General features: G+C 69.0%; 16 protein-coding genes. 12 read left to right on the forward strand and 4 right to left on the reverse strand.

All coding sequences use genetic code 11. From position 1 onward, the window contains the following. Positions 1–49 precede the first annotated feature (49 nt). Both MME74_RS06730 and MME74_RS06735 read left to right on the forward strand, forming a co-directional pair. A complete protein-coding gene (locus tag MME74_RS06730; protein WP_267417975.1) occupies positions 50–436 on the forward strand; it encodes an Rv3235 family protein in 387 nt (128 codons plus the stop codon). 24 nt (positions 437–460) lie between these two features. Then, positions 461–1,945, forward strand: a complete 1,485-nt coding sequence (locus MME74_RS06735) for a sensor histidine kinase (protein WP_267417977.1) — start codon at positions 461–463, stop codon at positions 1,943–1,945. Between the two features lie 63 nt (positions 1,946–2,008). On the opposite strand, the gene MME74_RS06740 is transcribed toward MME74_RS06735, so the two are convergent. Next, positions 2,009–2,257 (reverse strand): WhiB family transcriptional regulator, encoded by a 249-nt coding sequence (locus MME74_RS06740; RefSeq protein ID WP_017203224.1) that lies wholly within the window; start codon positions 2,255–2,257, stop codon positions 2,009–2,011. Between the two features lie 230 nt (positions 2,258–2,487). Between MME74_RS06740 and MME74_RS06745 the strand changes: the two genes are divergently transcribed. Continuing rightward, positions 2,488–2,874 (forward strand): hypothetical protein, encoded by a 387-nt coding sequence (locus MME74_RS06745; protein WP_267417979.1) that lies wholly within the window; start codon positions 2,488–2,490, stop codon positions 2,872–2,874. A gap of 25 nt (positions 2,875–2,899) precedes the next feature. Here MME74_RS06745 and bcp read toward each other — a convergent pair whose 3' ends face one another. Genes bcp through aroA form a run of 3 tightly spaced genes read right to left on the reverse strand, consistent with a single transcriptional unit; the run spans position 2,900 to position 5,773 of the window. Then, positions 2,900–3,373 (reverse strand): thioredoxin-dependent thiol peroxidase, encoded by a 474-nt coding sequence (bcp, locus tag MME74_RS06750; protein ID WP_267417981.1) that lies wholly within the window; start codon positions 3,371–3,373, stop codon positions 2,900–2,902. A 9-nt stretch (positions 3,374–3,382) separates the two neighbouring features. After that, a complete protein-coding gene (gene rsgA, locus MME74_RS06755; protein WP_267417982.1) occupies positions 3,383–4,453 on the reverse strand; it encodes a ribosome small subunit-dependent GTPase A in 1,071 nt (356 codons plus the stop codon). A 3-nt stretch (positions 4,454–4,456) separates the two neighbouring features. Beyond that, positions 4,457–5,773 carry a 3-phosphoshikimate 1-carboxyvinyltransferase gene (gene aroA / locus MME74_RS06760; RefSeq protein WP_267417984.1) on the reverse strand — a complete coding sequence of 439 codons (1,317 nt, stop codon included), beginning with the start codon at positions 5,771–5,773 and terminating at the stop codon, positions 4,457–4,459. Between the two features lie 70 nt (positions 5,774–5,843). Between aroA and MME74_RS06765 the strand changes: the two genes are divergently transcribed. From MME74_RS06765 to MME74_RS06805, 9 genes are all read left to right on the forward strand, one after another. After that, positions 5,844–6,506: a sigma-70 family RNA polymerase sigma factor gene (locus MME74_RS06765; protein ID WP_416383335.1), complete on the forward strand. Its 663-nt coding sequence runs from the start codon at positions 5,844–5,846 to the stop codon at positions 6,504–6,506. Beyond that, positions 6,503–6,748: a zf-HC2 domain-containing protein gene (locus tag MME74_RS06770; protein WP_267417987.1), complete on the forward strand. Its 246-nt coding sequence runs from the start codon at positions 6,503–6,505 to the stop codon at positions 6,746–6,748. The genes MME74_RS06765 and MME74_RS06770 overlap by 4 nt, the downstream gene beginning before the upstream one ends. A 32-nt stretch (positions 6,749–6,780) precedes the next feature. Beyond that, the gene (locus tag MME74_RS06775; RefSeq protein WP_267417988.1) at positions 6,781–8,082 is read left to right on the forward strand and encodes a GNAT family N-acetyltransferase; all 1,302 of its coding nucleotides are present in this window, start codon (positions 6,781–6,783) and stop codon (positions 8,080–8,082) included. 205 nt (positions 8,083–8,287) lie between these two features. Then, positions 8,288–9,952, forward strand: a complete 1,665-nt coding sequence (locus MME74_RS06780; protein WP_267417989.1) for an ABC transporter substrate-binding protein — start codon at positions 8,288–8,290, stop codon at positions 9,950–9,952. 40 nt (positions 9,953–9,992) lie between these two features. Further along, positions 9,993–10,997 carry an ABC transporter permease gene (locus MME74_RS06785; protein WP_267417991.1) on the forward strand — a complete coding sequence of 335 codons (1,005 nt, stop codon included), beginning with the start codon at positions 9,993–9,995 and terminating at the stop codon, positions 10,995–10,997. Further along, entirely contained in the window at positions 10,990–11,982 is a 993-nt protein-coding gene (locus tag MME74_RS06790) for an ABC transporter permease (RefSeq protein ID WP_267417992.1), read from the forward strand. The genes MME74_RS06785 and MME74_RS06790 overlap by 8 nt, the downstream gene beginning before the upstream one ends. Beyond that, entirely contained in the window at positions 11,979–12,836 is an 858-nt protein-coding gene (locus MME74_RS06795; RefSeq protein ID WP_267417993.1) for an ABC transporter ATP-binding protein, read from the forward strand. The genes MME74_RS06790 and MME74_RS06795 overlap by 4 nt, the downstream gene beginning before the upstream one ends. Beyond that, entirely contained in the window at positions 12,833–13,708 is an 876-nt protein-coding gene (locus MME74_RS06800; protein ID WP_267417828.1) for an ATP-binding cassette domain-containing protein, read from the forward strand. The genes MME74_RS06795 and MME74_RS06800 overlap by 4 nt, the downstream gene beginning before the upstream one ends. A 23-nt stretch (positions 13,709–13,731) precedes the next feature. Further along, the gene (locus MME74_RS06805) at positions 13,732–14,871 is read left to right on the forward strand and encodes an ROK family transcriptional regulator (RefSeq protein WP_267417994.1); all 1,140 of its coding nucleotides are present in this window, start codon (positions 13,732–13,734) and stop codon (positions 14,869–14,871) included. The last annotated feature ends 14 nt before the right edge of the window (positions 14,872–14,885 follow it).

Here is a 14,885-nt window from a genome sequence, read left to right on the forward strand (position 1 = left end):
GCGGTGGTGAACTGACGCCCTGCTGCCCGCCCCGACCCGAGAGTCCGCCATGATGCTTCACGAGTACTTCGCGCCCCAGCCGACATCGACCAGTGAGCTCCCCGATCCGGCGCCGCTGCTGCGGAGTCTCACTCAGGGAGTGCTCGAGGCCCTCGCCGGAGTGCGGGAGGTCGACCAGCTGGCCCGCTGGTTCAGCGAGGAGGCGTTCCGCAGCCTGGTCGTCCGGGCGAACCTCTCGGCCAGGGCTCGCAGCGCGCGGGGCATCGTGCCGGCGCGTCCGACGTTCGAGATCCGCTCGCTCCGGGTGACCGAGCCCCGCGACGGCGTGATCGAAGCCGTCGTGGTGGTGGCCGGTCCCGGACGCACGCGCGCGGTGGCCGTCCGACTGGACGGCATGGATCGTCGCTGGCGCGCGACCTCGCTGGCCATACTCTGACGGATCTGACCGTAGGCTGGAGGGGTGTCAACCCTCAGCGATCTCGCCCATGCCCAGGGCCTCCTGACCGACAGCGACGTCGAATGGCTCCACCGCCTCGCCGGTGACGGGCAGCTTCTCGCCGACCTCGCATCCGCCGACATCGTCATCTGGATACAGACCGACGACGGCTCCTTCATCGCGGTCGCCCACGCGCGACCGAGCGGGGCTGCGACGCTCTTCTACCGCGACATCGTGGGGGAGCGGGTGCGACCGCAGTGGCGCACGCAGGTGCAGGGGGCGTTCGAGTCGGCGGAGATCGTCGACTCCTCGTCGCCGGACTGGTTCGAGGAGACGCCGACCCGGGTGCGCGCCGTGCCGATCGTGAGCGAGCGCCGCGGCGCCGACGGCACTCCCACCGTCATCGGAGTGGTCACTCGGCACACCAACCTCGGAGAGCTGCGCACCCCGTCCCGCCAGCAGATCACGTTCGACGAATGCGCGAACGACCTGTTCCGGATGATCGCGGACGGCAGCTTCCCCGATCTCGCAGCCCCGACCTCGCCGCGCCGCGGCGCGCCGCGGGCCTCGGACGGTCTGATTCGCATCGACGTCGACGGGATCAGCACGTTCGCCAGCCCGAACGCGCTCTCCGCCTTCAACCGGATGGGCTTCGACGACGAGCTCGAGGGGGAGTCCCTCGCCGAGGTCACGACCCGCCTCGTGCCGCCGTCGCGACAGGTCGACGAGTCGCTTCCGGTCGTGGTCACCGGCCGTGCGCCCTGGCGCACGGACATAGAAGCGCGGGGCGTCACGGTCTCCCTGCGCGCGATCCCGCTCAAGGACCACGGGACGCGCATCGGCGCCATCGTGCTGTGCCGCGACGTGTCGGAGCTGCGCCACCAGGAGCAGGAGCTCATCACCAAGGACGCGACGATCCGCGAGATCCACCACCGGGTGAAGAACAACCTCCAGACCGTGGCATCCCTGCTGCGGATCCAGGCCCGTCGCACGCACTCGGACGAGGCACGGGACGCGCTCACCCAGGCGATGCGCCGCGTCGACGCGATCGCGGTGGTGCACGACACGCTCGCGCAGGGGCTGACCCAGAAGGTCGATTTCGACGAGGTCTTCCACCGCGTGCTCAAGCTGGTCGCGGAGGTCGCCTCGGCGCCGAACACCCGCGCCCGGACGCAGTCGACGGGCCGCTTCGGCGTGCTTCCGAGCGAGTACGCGACGCCGCTCGCCCTCGCGCTCACGGAGGTCGTCACCAACGCCGTCGAGCACGGGCTGGCCGGTCAGGAGGGCGTCGTCACGATCGATGCCAAGCGCACCGAGGAGAACCTCCGGGTCACCGTGCGCGACACCGGCCTCGGTCTCCCCGAGGGGCGGATCGGCCAGGGGCTGGGAACGCAGATCATCCGCACGCTCATCCAGGGCGAGCTCGGCGGCACGATCGAGTGGCACGGCAGCGACGGCGAGGGCACCGAGGTGGTCATCGACATCCCGCTGCGCTGGCTGGAACGCTGAGCCGGAACGGGCCCGAGCACACGGAAGCGGCCTGAGAGTCGATCTCAGGCCGCTTCCGGAGGTTCAGGAGGCGCGGCGTGCGCGAGCGGCGCGGCGCTTCAGGGCGCGGCGCTCGTCTTCGGACAGGCCGCCCCAGACGCCCGAGTCCTGGCTGGTCTCGAGGGCGTACTGCAGGCAGATCTCGGTGACCGTGCAGGTGGCGCAGACGGTTTTCGCCTTCTCGATCTGATCGACGGCCGGGCCGGTGTTCCCCACGGGGAAGAAAAGCTCGGGGTCGACAGTCAGGCAGGCGGCCTTATCGCGCCAGTCCATGGGGGCTCCTCGGTGTGGATTTCAAGAGATGTCGCGATGCGACTTCTCGGATTCGGGTAGCTGATCGGGTTCGGCTACCCTTTTGAGATGCGGACGGATGCCCGCGAATTGTGATGCGAGTGCGAACACTCGCCCCACGCCGCTGTGGGAGCACATGACTTTCTCTATTCTGTTACATGAATACCCTGAAATCAAGGGTTTTCTTCTCCCTTCGATCACCAGGAGACACCGTGCGCGCACCTCGACTGGCCCTCGCCGCGGCAGCGGTGCTCGCTCTCGAGGGCATCGCTCTCCTCGTCTTCGCGGGGATCGAGCTCATCGGTCTCGGCTCCGGTGACGCCGCCTCGCTGCCCACGGCGATCGCGCTGATCGTGCTCACGCTCGTCGGCGCCGCGGCGCTGTTGGCCTTCGCGTTCGGCACGCGCGTCGGACGCTCCTGGGCACGCTCGGGGGGAGTGGTCTTCCAGGTGCTCGCCGTCGCCCTCGCGCTGGCGTCGCTCACGCTGCAGCCCGTCTCGTGGCCGTTCACCCTCGGAGTCGGGCTTCCCGGCCTCCTGGGGTTCGCGCTGCTGATCTCGAGCGCGCGCCGGGAGGGCGGACGTCCCCAGGCGGAGTGATCCGCGCGGGGCTCGGAGCGGGGGCTCAGGCGTCGATGCCGAGCTGCTTGCGCAGCCGCGCGACGTGTCCGGTCGCCTTGACGTTGTAGAGCGCGATGCTGATCGTGCCCTCCTCGTCGAGGACGAAAGTGGAGCGGATCACGCCCTCCACGACCTTGCCGTAGTTCATCTTCTCGCCCCATGCCCCGTACGCCGAGTGGATCGCGTGGTCGGGGTCGCTCAGCAGCGGGAAGGTGAGTCCGTCGCGCTCGCGGAACTTCGCGAGCGTCGCGGGCTCGTCGCGGGAGATCCCGATGACGCGGTAGCCGGCCCCCTGGAGCGAGGAGATGCTGTCGCGGAAGTCGCAGGCCTCGGTGGTGCACCCCGGGGTCATCGCGGCCGGGTAGAAGTACAGCACCGTCTTCTGGCCACGCAGATCAGCGAGGCGGACGGTGTTCCCGTCCTGATCGAGGAGGGAGAAGTCGGGGGCTGCGGTTCCGGGTTCCAGGCGCTGAGTCACGCGTCCAGCCTATCGGCCGGGGGCCTGCTCCGCCTTGTCGGCGAACGTCTGCAGCAGGCGCTGGAGCGAGTCGAGTCGCGCGCGGCCGGTCTCGCCCAGCTCACCGTTCTCGGCCGCCTCGATGAGGGCGCAGTCGGGGGCGTCCGCCAGGTGCGTGCAGCCGCGGGGGCAGTTCTCGGCGATGGCGGCGAGCTCAGTGAACGCGGCGAGGATGTTGGCCGGATCGACGTGCCCGAGTCCGAAGGAGCGCACACCCGGGGTGTCGATCACCCAGCCGGTCCCGTCGGGGCCCTCGTAGCGCAGCGAGACCGTCGAGGAGGACGTGTGGCGGCCGCGACCGGTGACCTGGTTCACATGTCCGGTGGCGCGACCGGCCGTCGGGACGAGTGCGTTGACCAGCGTGGACTTGCCGACTCCGGAGTGGCCGACGAACACGGTGGAGTGGCCGACGAGCGCCGCCCCGATCTCCTCGACCGGCATCTCCTCCTGGGCGCTGGTGAACACCCGCAGATCGAGGCCGTCGAAGTGGGTGAGGAACTCCGTCGGGTCCGCGATGTCGGTCTTGGTGACGACGAGGAGGGGGCGGATGCCGGCGTCGAGCGCGGCCACGAGGTACCGGTCGACGAGGCGGGCGCGAGGTTCGGGATCGGCCGCGGCGACGACGACGAGCATCTGGTCCGCGTTGGCGACGATGACCCGCTCCACCTGGTCGGTGTCGTCGGCGCTGCGACGGAGAAGGGAGGTGCGCTCGACGATGCCGACGATGCGGGCCAGGGTCCCCTCGTCTCCGGAGGTGTCGCCGACCACGCGCGCCTGATCGCCGGTCACGATCGGCATGCGCCGCAGCTCGCGCGCCCTGGTCGTCGTGATCATCCGCTCGTCGGGGGTGTCCTCGTCGATGAGCACCGAGTACCGGCCGCGGTCCACGCCGAGGACTCGCCCGATCTGCGCGTCGTCGTGGGCGGGCCGGCGCTTGGTGCGCGGTCGGTTCGCCTTCGGATTGGGGCGCGTCCTGATGCTGCTCTCGTCGTAGTCCTCGAAGTCGTCGTCGAGGTCGTCGGTGTCGTCGAGCCAGCTCATCCGTCAGCCTCGCAGCATCCGCTCCCAGAGCATCGTGAACTCCGGGAGGGTTTTCGCGGTGGTGCCGATGTCGTCGATCTCGACGCCGGGGACGCGCAGTCCGATGAGCGCTCCGGTCGTGGCCATGCGGTGATCGTGGTGCGCGGCCCAGCCACCGCCGTGCAGGGGCCGCGGGATGATGCGGAGCCCGTCCGGCAGCTCCTCGGCTTCGCCGCCGAGCGCACGGATGTTCCCGATCAGGGCCGCGATCCGGTCGGTCTCGTGCAGCCGGATGTGTCCGATCCCACGGATGGTGGTCGGCGAGTCCGCGAACGCCGCCAGGCCGACGAGGGTCGGGGTCAGCTCGCTCGCCGCCGAGAGGTCGAGGTCGAGTCCGCGGATGCCGGAACCCGCGCGCACCGTGAGGGTGCCGCCGTGCCGGCCGACGTGCGCGCCGGCGGCCTGGAGGATGTCGGGGAGCAGGGCGCCGGGCTGCGTGGAGTGCGCCGGCCACCCGGTGATCGACACCGAGCCCCCGGCGACGAGCGTGGCCGCGAGGAACGGGGCCGCGTTCGACAGATCGGGTTCGATCGCGATCTCCTTGGCGCGCGGGACGCCGGCCTCGACCAGCCACTCGCCGACGGCGGGCCGTTCGATCCGGATGCCGCGACGACTCAGCGCCTCGATCGTCATGTCGATGTGCGGGAGGCTCGGCAGGTGCTCGCCGACGTGCACGAGGTGCAGGCCGACGTCGAACCGGGGAGCGGCCAGGAGCAGGCCGGAGACGAACTGGCTCGATGCGGAGGCGTCGATCTCGACGCGGCCTCCGCGGATGCGGCCGTGGCCGCGGATGGTGAAGGGGAGCGCCCAGGTGCCCTCGTCGTCGATGTCGACGCCGAGATCGCGGAGGGCGCTGATCAGCCCGCCCATCGGACGGTGCAGCGCCGTCTCGTGCGCGGTGAGGTGCACGTCGCGCTCCGCCAGGCCGGCCAGCGGGGCGATGAAGCGCATCACGGTGCCGGCCTGACCGCAGTCGATCGTCGTGCCGCCGCGGAGCTTCGCGGGGGTGATCACGAGGTCGGGGCCGAACTCGTGACCGGCATCGACCTCCTCGATGCCGACGCCGAGAGCGCGCAGCGCATCGACCATGCGAGCGGAGTCGTCGGAGTGCAGCGGGGCGATCAGCCGGCCGGGACCGTCGGCGATCGCCGCGATGATCAGCTCGCGATTGGTCAGCGATTTCGAACCGGGGATCGTGAGCTCCGCGTGCACGGGCACGTCGGTCGAGGGCGCGGGATAGGCGCCCTGCACACGGGAGGGGGAATACCTGTCAGCGCTCATCGGTTCTCACCTTAGTAAACGCGGGAAGCTTCGACGTGAAAGACGGGGCTCCTGACCCGAAGGAGAGAGAATGCCGGCGACGTTGGAGCGCGAGGTGATCGACATCCGCGGCCTAGACTGGCCGGTGATGGATGACACCGCAACCGCAGACACCGTCAGCGACCCTCGGCGCGAGTTCGAGGAGCAGGCGATCCCCTTCATGGATCAGCTCTACGCCGCTGCGATGCGTATGACGCGCAATCCGGCGGACGCCGCCGATCTCGTGCAGGAGACCTTCGTGAAGGCGTACGGATCCTGGTCCACGTTCTCGCAGGGCACGAACCTCAAGGCGTGGCTGTACCGGATCCTCACCAACACGTACATCAACATCTACCGCAAGCGGCAGCGCGAGCCGTTCCAGGGCACGATCGACGAGCTCGAGGACTGGCAGCTCGGCGGGGCGGAGTCCACGACCGCGTCGCACAGCCGTTCGGCCGAGGCCGAGGCGATCGATCGGATGCCGGCCTCGGTCGTCAAGGACGCGCTGCAGGCCGTGCCGGAGGACTTCCGGCTCGCGGTGTACCTCGCCGATGTCGAGGGCTTCGCGTACCAGGAGATCGCCGACATCATGAAGACCCCCATCGGCACCGTGATGAGCCGCCTGCATCGTGGCAGGCGGATGCTGCGGGAGCTGCTGGCAGATTACGCCGCCGAGCGGGGCATCGCCGCGGCTGAGACGAGGAGCAAGAAATGAGCGACTGCGGCTGCGACAAAGCCCGTTCGGATCTGGAGGAGTACCTCCGCAACGAGGTGTGCAAGACCGAGCACACGGAGATCCGCGAGCATCTCGAGCACTGCCCGTCCTGCCGTGACGAGGCCCTCGTGGCGACGACCCTCACCGAGGTCATCGCCCGCGCCTGCAAGGAGACCGCTCCCGAGGAGCTGCGCGACCAGGTCTTCGCGCGTCTGCGCGCCGTCCAGGCGACGCAGCACTGACCTTCGTCGGAGCCCGTCGGTAGGCTGGAGCGATGAGCTTCCCCGACGCGCGCGACGTGCCCGCAGACACCACCTCGACGGAACGACTGGCCGCCTCCGGGCTCGACTATCGCGTCGTCGATCTGAGCGATGACGCGAGCGCCGTGCCGTTCCTGCGCGCGGTGGACCGGGGCTTCCTCGGAGCCGAGCCGAGCGAGGAGATCGTCGCGCAGGTCCGGAAGACGTTCGCCGCCCGCCGCAACATCGGCGTGTACGAGCAGAACGCACCGGCGGCCGCACGTCCCGTCGCGACCACCAACGGCTGGGTGACTCCGCTCACCCTCCCGGGCGGCGGCGAGATCGGAATGTGGGCGATCAGCGTCGTCACGGTCGCGGCGACGCACCGACGTCGCGGCATCGCCCGCGCGCTGCTCGAGGGCGAGCTGCGGGCTGCCGCATCCGCCGGCGTGCCCGTCGCGGGGCTCACGGTCTCCGAGGCGACCATCTACGGCCGCTACGGCTTCGGCTCCGCGATCCCCGTCGCTCGCCTCACGGTGGACACCCGCCGCGCGGGCTGGGGCGGGGCGACGCCCTCCGGTCGCCTCGAATACGTCGACCGCGCGACGCTCGCGGCAGACCTCGGCACCGTCCACGAACGAGCCCGGCTGCGCGCCTCCGGACAGATCCCCGGATGGCAGGGGCGCTGGGAGGGCTACGCGGGAGTGTCGCCCACCCCTGACCGGGACCAGGCCAGGGGAGTGCGCTACCTCGACGACGACGGGGTGCTGCGCGGCGTTCTGGCCTACACGGTCGGAGAGGCGAGTGGCACCTTCCGGTTCCGGATGGACGTCCGGCTGCTCGTCGCCGAGACCGTCGAGGCGCGGATCGCGCTCTGGCGCTTCGCGCTGCAGCACGATCTCGTCGACGAGGTGGTCGCCGACCTGCGACCGCTGGACGACCCGCTGCCGTGGCTGGTGCACGACACCCGAGGCGTGAAGCAGGAGGTGCATGACCACGGCTGGCTGCGGATCCTCGACCTCCCGACGGCGCTGTCGGCGCGGCGCTACTCGGCACCCCTCGACACGGTCCTCCGCGTCGAGGACTCCCTGGGCTTCGCCGCAGGAGACTGGCGACTCCGCGTCGACGACTCCGGTGTGGCCACGGTCGAGGAGGCGGCCGGCGCTGCGGTGGACATCACTCTCGATGTGTCGGCGCTCTCCTCGCTGTACGCGGGCGGCGTGCGGGCCTCGACGCTGCACGGGGCGGGGCGCATCACGGCCGATGCCGCGGACGTGGAGGCGCTCGACCGCGCCCTGATCGCGTTCCCCGCACCCTCGCTGGACATCTGGTACTGAGCGGTCGGTGCCCGCCGCGCGTCGGCGACCACGCACGTCCGACGAAACGCAGCCTCGCGCCTCTGCGCGGGGCTGCTTTCGTGTGCGCATCAAATAACTAGAAACCTCTTTACTAGAAAGAGCCTTTACTATAACCTCGCCTTCAGAGCGGACGCCTGTCCGCCCTGCTCGACTTCCGCAATGAAGCTCTTGAGACGAGGTTCCCATGCACGACAACCGCTGGAGGAAGACCCTTCCTCTCGTCGCCGGTGCCGCAGCACTCGCCCTGGCATTGGCCGGCTGCACACCCGGTGGCAGCTCATCCGGTGGTGATCGCCCGCTCCGCATGTGGTCAGGGTCGATGACTCCGATCACGAACAACTTCAACCCGTTCGCGGTCGACACGGCGACGCACATGACCTTCGGGGCCATCTACGAGCCGCTGTTCTTCTTCAACCAGCTCTCGGATGAGGCCCCCGTCGGGATGCTCGGCGACTCGTACGCGTTCAACGAGGACGGGACGGTGCTGACGATCACGATCAAGCCCGACCTGAAGTGGAGCGACGGCGAGGACCTCACGGCCGAAGACGTCGCGTTCAGCCTCGGCTACGGCTCGAACCTCGATCCCGACATGGTCTCCGCGGACGCGACCGACGACACCACCGTCGTCGTCACCTACTCCTCGGCCAAGTTCACGGCCACGTCGCTGATCCTCGGCTCCACCTGGATCATCCCGAAGCACATCTGGTCCGAGATCGACGACTACATGACGGAGACGAACCCGAAGCCCATCGGCTCCGGACCGTACACGCTCAAGTCGTTCACCGACGCCGCGTACACCCTGGAGGCGAACCCGCTCTTCCGCGACGGCGCGCCGGAGATCAAGGAGGTGCAGGACATCGGCATCGACTCCAACCAGTCCTCCGAGGACCTGCTGAAGACCGGCAAGCTCGACTGGGTCGGCCAGTTCATCGCGAACCCCGACGGCGTCACGGCCAACGGGAAGATCAGCACGATGAACCAGCAGCAGGACCCGACCGTGATCATGACGTGCTCCGACACCTCGATGGGGTGCGCGGGCGCGCAGACCGACCCGGCCGTCCGTCAGGCCCTCAACGTCGCGATCGACCGCAGCGCCATCAGCAGCAAGGCGTTCGCCGGTCTCTCCGGCGAGGCCTCGCCCAGCTTCGCGCTGCTGCCGCGGGACGAGAAGTGGCTGAGCGACGAGTCGCTGGCGGTCAGCCCGCAGTCCGCGGACGCCGCGTCCGCGGAGGGCATCCTCGAAGCCGCCGGCTACACCAAGGGCGATGACGGCTTCTACGGCAAGGACGGCACGGCCATCGAGCTCGACCTGTTCTCGCCCGACGGCTGGACCGACTACAACGACGCGGCCAAGCTCATCAGCGCACAGGCGGCGAAGGCCGGCATCCGCGTCAACGCACGGACGGTGTCCGAGGCCGAGTACTGGACGCCGATCTCGACCGGTGAGTTCCAGCTCGCGCTCTACGGCATCACGCAGTCGCTGGTGGCCGATCCCTACTCCAACTACGACCAGTACTTCACCACGACGGCGAGTGCGAAGGTCGGTGCGGAGCCCACCAAGGGGCAGAACTACGCGCGGTACACGAACCCGATCGTCGATGACGCCGTGAAGAAGGCGGGCGCGACGCAGGACGAGGCGATCAAGAAGCAGGCGTATGCGACGGTGCAGACCGAGATCGCCCGCGACCTGCCGTACATCCCGGTGGTCCTGAACGCGTCCCAGTCGTTCTTCAACACGGCGGACTTCACCGGCTGGCCCAGCGAGGACGACATGTACGCGGCTCCGCTGCCGTACCTGTCGACCGCATCGGCGGTCATCCTCACCCACCTGCGCCCCGTGAAGAAGTAAGGCCGGCACCCATGGTTCGATCCAGCGAGAGGAGAGGCTCGTGAAGTTCTGGATGCGCCGCGTCGCGTTCTACATCATCACGCTGTGGGCCGCGATCTCCCTCAACTTCCTGCTCCCGCGTCTGCTTCCGGGCGACCCCGCCGCGATCATGCTGGGCAAGCTCCGGCGTGCGAACGGAGGCAGGCCGCTGTCCGAGGAGACGATCAAGGCGATCACCTCGATCCTCGGAGCGGAGAAGGGATCGACACTGTGGGATCAGTACCTCGCCTACTGGGGCCGGTTGCTGCACGGTGATCTCGGGGTCTCCTCGACCCGATACCCGGCCCCGGTGGGCGAGCTCATCGCCGCAGCTCTGCCGTGGACGGTGACGCTCGTCGGAGCAGCCACCATCATCTCGTTCGTCCTCGGGATCATCGCCGGCGCGTGGGTCGGCTGGTTCCGGGGCACGTGGGTCGACCAGCTCGTGCCGGTCACCACGTTCCTCCAGTCGATCCCGTACTTCTGGCTCGCGCTCGTGCTGGTCGCGGTGTTCTCCGTGCAGTTGGGGTTGTTGCCCATCATCGGCGGGTACGACGTGTTCGAGTTCCCGGCAGGGCCGGAGTGGACGCCCGCGTTCTTCGCCAGCGCGTTCGTGCATGCCCTGCTGCCTGCCGCGACGATCGTGATCTCATCGGTCGGCGGGTGGCTGCTGGGGATGCGGAACATGATGGTGCAGACGATGGCGGAGGACTACGTGCTCACCGCCGAGGCCAAAGGGCTCCGTCCCTCCCGCATCCGCACGGCCTACGCGGCGCGCAACGCATCGATCCCCAGCCTCGCCGGCTTCGGGATCGCGCTCGGCTTCGTGGTGGCGGGCTCGATCGTGACGGAGCAGGTGTTCAGCTACCCGGGTCTCGGCAAGCTCATGATCCAGTCCGTCCAGGGCCTCGACTACGCCCTGATGCAGGGGGTGTTCCTCGTCATCACGCTCACCGTGCTGGCAGCCAACTTCCTCATCGACCTTCTCTATGGCTTCATCGACCCGAGGGTGCGCCGCGATGGCTGATCTGATCGTCTCTCCGTCCGAGTCCACGCACGCGGTGGCCGTCGCCAGGACGGCGCGTCTGCGCGGTGGATTCCCGCGTCTGTCCGGGAAGCTGCTCACCGGCCTGATCCTGTTGAGCGCGATCGTGCTCTTCGGACTGATCGGACCGCTGCTGCTCGGCGACCCCCGCGATGCGAGCTTCGAGCCGCTGCTGCCGCCGGGGCCCGACCACCTGCTCGGCACGACCAAGCTCGGCTTCGATGTGCTCTCCCAGGTCGCGACCGGGACGCAGGGCTCGCTGTTCGTCGGCGCGGTCGCCGGTGTCGTGGCACTGTTCCTGGCTCTGGTGTTCGGCGTCCTCGCCGGTTACTTCGGGGGCGCCCTCGACGAGACGCTGATGCTGGCCACGAACATCATGCTCGTGATCCCCGGCCTGCCCCTCGTGATGGTGATCGCGGCCTATGTGCAGCACACGGAGGGGCTCGGCGACCTCGCTCGCAGCTCCCTGCTCGTGGCGCTCGTGCTCGGCATCACCGGCTGGGCGGGTTCCGCCGTGGTGCTCCGTGGGACCGCCCGGTCCCTGCGCACCAGGGACTACGTCGCGGCGTCCGTCGTCGCGGGGGAGCGTCCGCTGCGGGTCATCTTCGTCGAGATCCTCCCGAACCTCGTGCCGCTGCTCGCGGCTCAGCTGATCTTCGGCGTGATCTTCGCCGTGCTCGGTGAAGCGGGGCTCTCCTACCTGGGACTCGGCCCGACCGGTTCCATCACGCTCGGCACCGTGCTGAACGATGCGCAGACCGGGCAGGCCGTCGGCAGCGGTGCCTGGTGGTGGTTCGTGCCTCCCGGCCTGATCATCGCCCTCATCGGGACCGCGCTGTCTCTGATCAACTTCGCGATCGACGAGATCGTGAATCCGAAGCTGCGCCTGGCACCGGTGGCCGCTCGACGGCAGCGCCGTGCGCGCCGTGCCGGCCGCGGTGTCGGGGGAGAGGGAGCGGTCGCATGACCGAGAAGACGGCAGTGCTGACGGCGCGGAATGTGTCGATCGAGTATGAGGTGGATCCGCCGGTGCGGGCGGTGCGGGATGTGTCGTTGACGTTGAATCGTGGGGAGATTCTGGGGTTGGCGGGGGAGTCGGGGTGTGGGAAGACGACTCTGGCGTATGGGATGAACCGGTTGTTGAAGGCTCCGGCGTTGATGACGGGTGGGGAGATCGTGTTCCATGACCGGAATGGTCAGGACATCGACATCGTGGGTCTGGATGGGGAGGGTTTGCGGGCGTTCCGGTGGGACAAGATCTCGATGGTGTTCCAGGGGGCGATGAACTCGTTGAACCCGGTGATCAGTGTCAAGGCGCAGATCTTCGACATCTTCGACACGCACCGCCCGGGCATGAGCAAGAAGGCGAAGACGGCGCGGGCGGAGGAGTTGCTGACGCTGGTGGGGGTGGACCCGAATCGTCTGTCGAGTTTCCCGCATGAGTTGTCGGGTGGGATGCGGCAGCGGATGATGATCGCGATGGCTCTGGCGTTGGATCCGCAGGTGATGATCATGGATGAGCCGACGACGGCGTTGGATGTGGTGGTGCAGCGGGGCATCATCCGGGAGATCATGCGGTTGCGGGAGAAGTTGGGGTTCGCGGTGATCTTCATCACGCATGATTTGCCGATGTTGATCGAGATCAGTGATCGGATCGCGATCATGTTGCAGGGGCAGATCGTGGAGGAGGGCACGGCGGAGGAGATCTACCGGTCTCCGCAGCACGAGTACACGCGGCGGTTGTTGTCGAGTTTCCCGTCGTTGAAGGGGGAGCGGGGCGACTTCGTGCGTACCGGTGTGAGCCAGGAGGGCGTCCGATGAACGCGAACACCACGACCGGGGCCAACGCGACGCCGGGGACGGCGCGGTTGGAGGCGCGGAATCTGGTGAAGGATTTCCATCTGCGTTCCGGTTTCCGCACCAGTGTCCTGCATGCGGTGAAGGATGTGTCGTTCACGATCGAGGCGGGGAAGACGGTCGCGTTGGTGGGGGAGTCGGGGTCGGGGAAGTCGACGATCGCGCGGATGTTGATGAAGTTGGAGACCCCGACCAGTGGGGAGATCCTGTTGGACGGGAAGGCGTCCGGGGTGCGGGGGCGGGCGTTGGAGGCGTATCGCGCGGATGTGCAGATGGTGTTCCAGGACCCGTTCGCGTCGTTGAACCCGTTCCACACGATCGTGCATCACCTGGAGCGTCCGATCCGTCTGCACCACCCGGAGCTGTCGCGTGCCCAGGTGCGTGAGCGTGCGATCGAGTTGCTGGAGCGGGTGCGGTTGAGTCCGGGGGAGTCGTTCGCGGAGCGGCGCCCGCACGAGTTGTCGGGCGGGCAGCGGCAGCGTGTCGCGATCGCCCGGGCCCTCGCGCCGGGGGCACGGTTCATCGTCGCCGACGAACCGGTATCGATGTTGGACGTGTCGATCCGGTTGGGGGTGTTGAACCTGCTCGCGGACCTGCAACGCGAGGAGAACCTGGGCGTGTTGTACATCACGCATGATCTGGCCACGGCCCGGCATTTCTCCGATGAGATCATGGTGCTCTACAAGGGCGATGTCGTGGAGCGGGGTCCCGCGGACGAGGTCATCCTGAACCCGCAACACGAGTACACCAAGACCCTCCTCGGCGCCGCCCCGGAACCCGACAACCTCGGCCGCCTCCGCGACGAAGTCCGCAACGAACTCGGCCTCACCCACTGACCGGCCGCGGAAGGAACACCTCCATGTCACAGATCGATCCGGGAACCTCGGCCTGGCTGCGTACCAGGAACGACCGCGAGGCGCTGCGGCTGATCCTCGAGCACGGCCCGCTCACGCGTTCGCGCCTGGGCGAGCTGTCCGGGATGTCGAAGCCGACGGCGACCCAGATGATCGCGCGACTCGAGCGTGCGGATCTGGTGCTGCCGGTCGGCGAGATCGCCGGGAGCCGCGGGCCGAGCGCGGTCAGCTGGGGCGTGCGGACCGACCGGGTCGCCGGAGTGGCCGTGAACATGCTCGACGACAGCATCCAGGCGGTGCTGGTCGACGCGGCGGGGACCGAGTACCCCATCGTCGAGCTTCCGGTCCGTGACGAGGAGCGCTCGCCCGAGCGGGACATCGCCCGCGCCATCGACGCCGCCTGTGACGCGGCCGGCGCCGACCGCACCACGATCGAGGCGGTGACCGTCGGCGTGCAGGCTGCCGTCAGCAGCGGGCAGGACACGCTGTCGCTGACCGACTCCCTCCCCGGGTGGCCGGCGTTCGGCGCCAGAGCCCGGATCGAGGCCGAGCTCGGCGTCTCCGTCACGCTGGAGAACGACGTGAACCTCGCCACGATGGCGGAGCGCGCCGTCGGGGTGGCGCAGGAGGTCGACAGCTTCGCCTTCCTCTGGGTCGGCGTCGGCCTCGGTGTGGGCGTCGACCTCGGTGGCACGATCCACCGCGGCGCTCATGGCAGCGCGGGCGAGATCGGCTACCTGACGGTCTCGGCGGGCACCGGGGAGCCGGGTGCCGTGACCACCGATCTGCTCGGCTCGCAGGTGATCCTCGACCTCCTCGCCGGTCACGGCACGAACGCGCGCGGCATCCTCGCCCTCGCCGAGGACGACGCCGCCCTGCGCACCGTCGCCGACCGGATCGCCCTCACGATCGAGCCGGTGCTGGTGGTGCTCGACCCCGCCATGATCGTGCTCGGCGGGCCCACGGGTCTGGCCGGCGGGCGGCGCCTCGCCGAGCTCGTCGCCGAGCGCGCCTCGGGCGAGGAGAGACCTGTTCCCGAGGTCCGACTGAGTGGCACGGGGGAGAGCGCCGTCCTCGTCGGCGCGCGCCGACTGCTCGTCGACCAGATCCGCACGATTCTCGAAGATCGCATACCCACCGACTGACGCCCTCTCGGGGC

The organism is Microbacterium oxydans (assembly GCF_026559675.1).
GTDB lineage: Bacteria > Actinomycetota > Actinomycetes > Actinomycetales > Microbacteriaceae > Microbacterium > Microbacterium oxydans_D.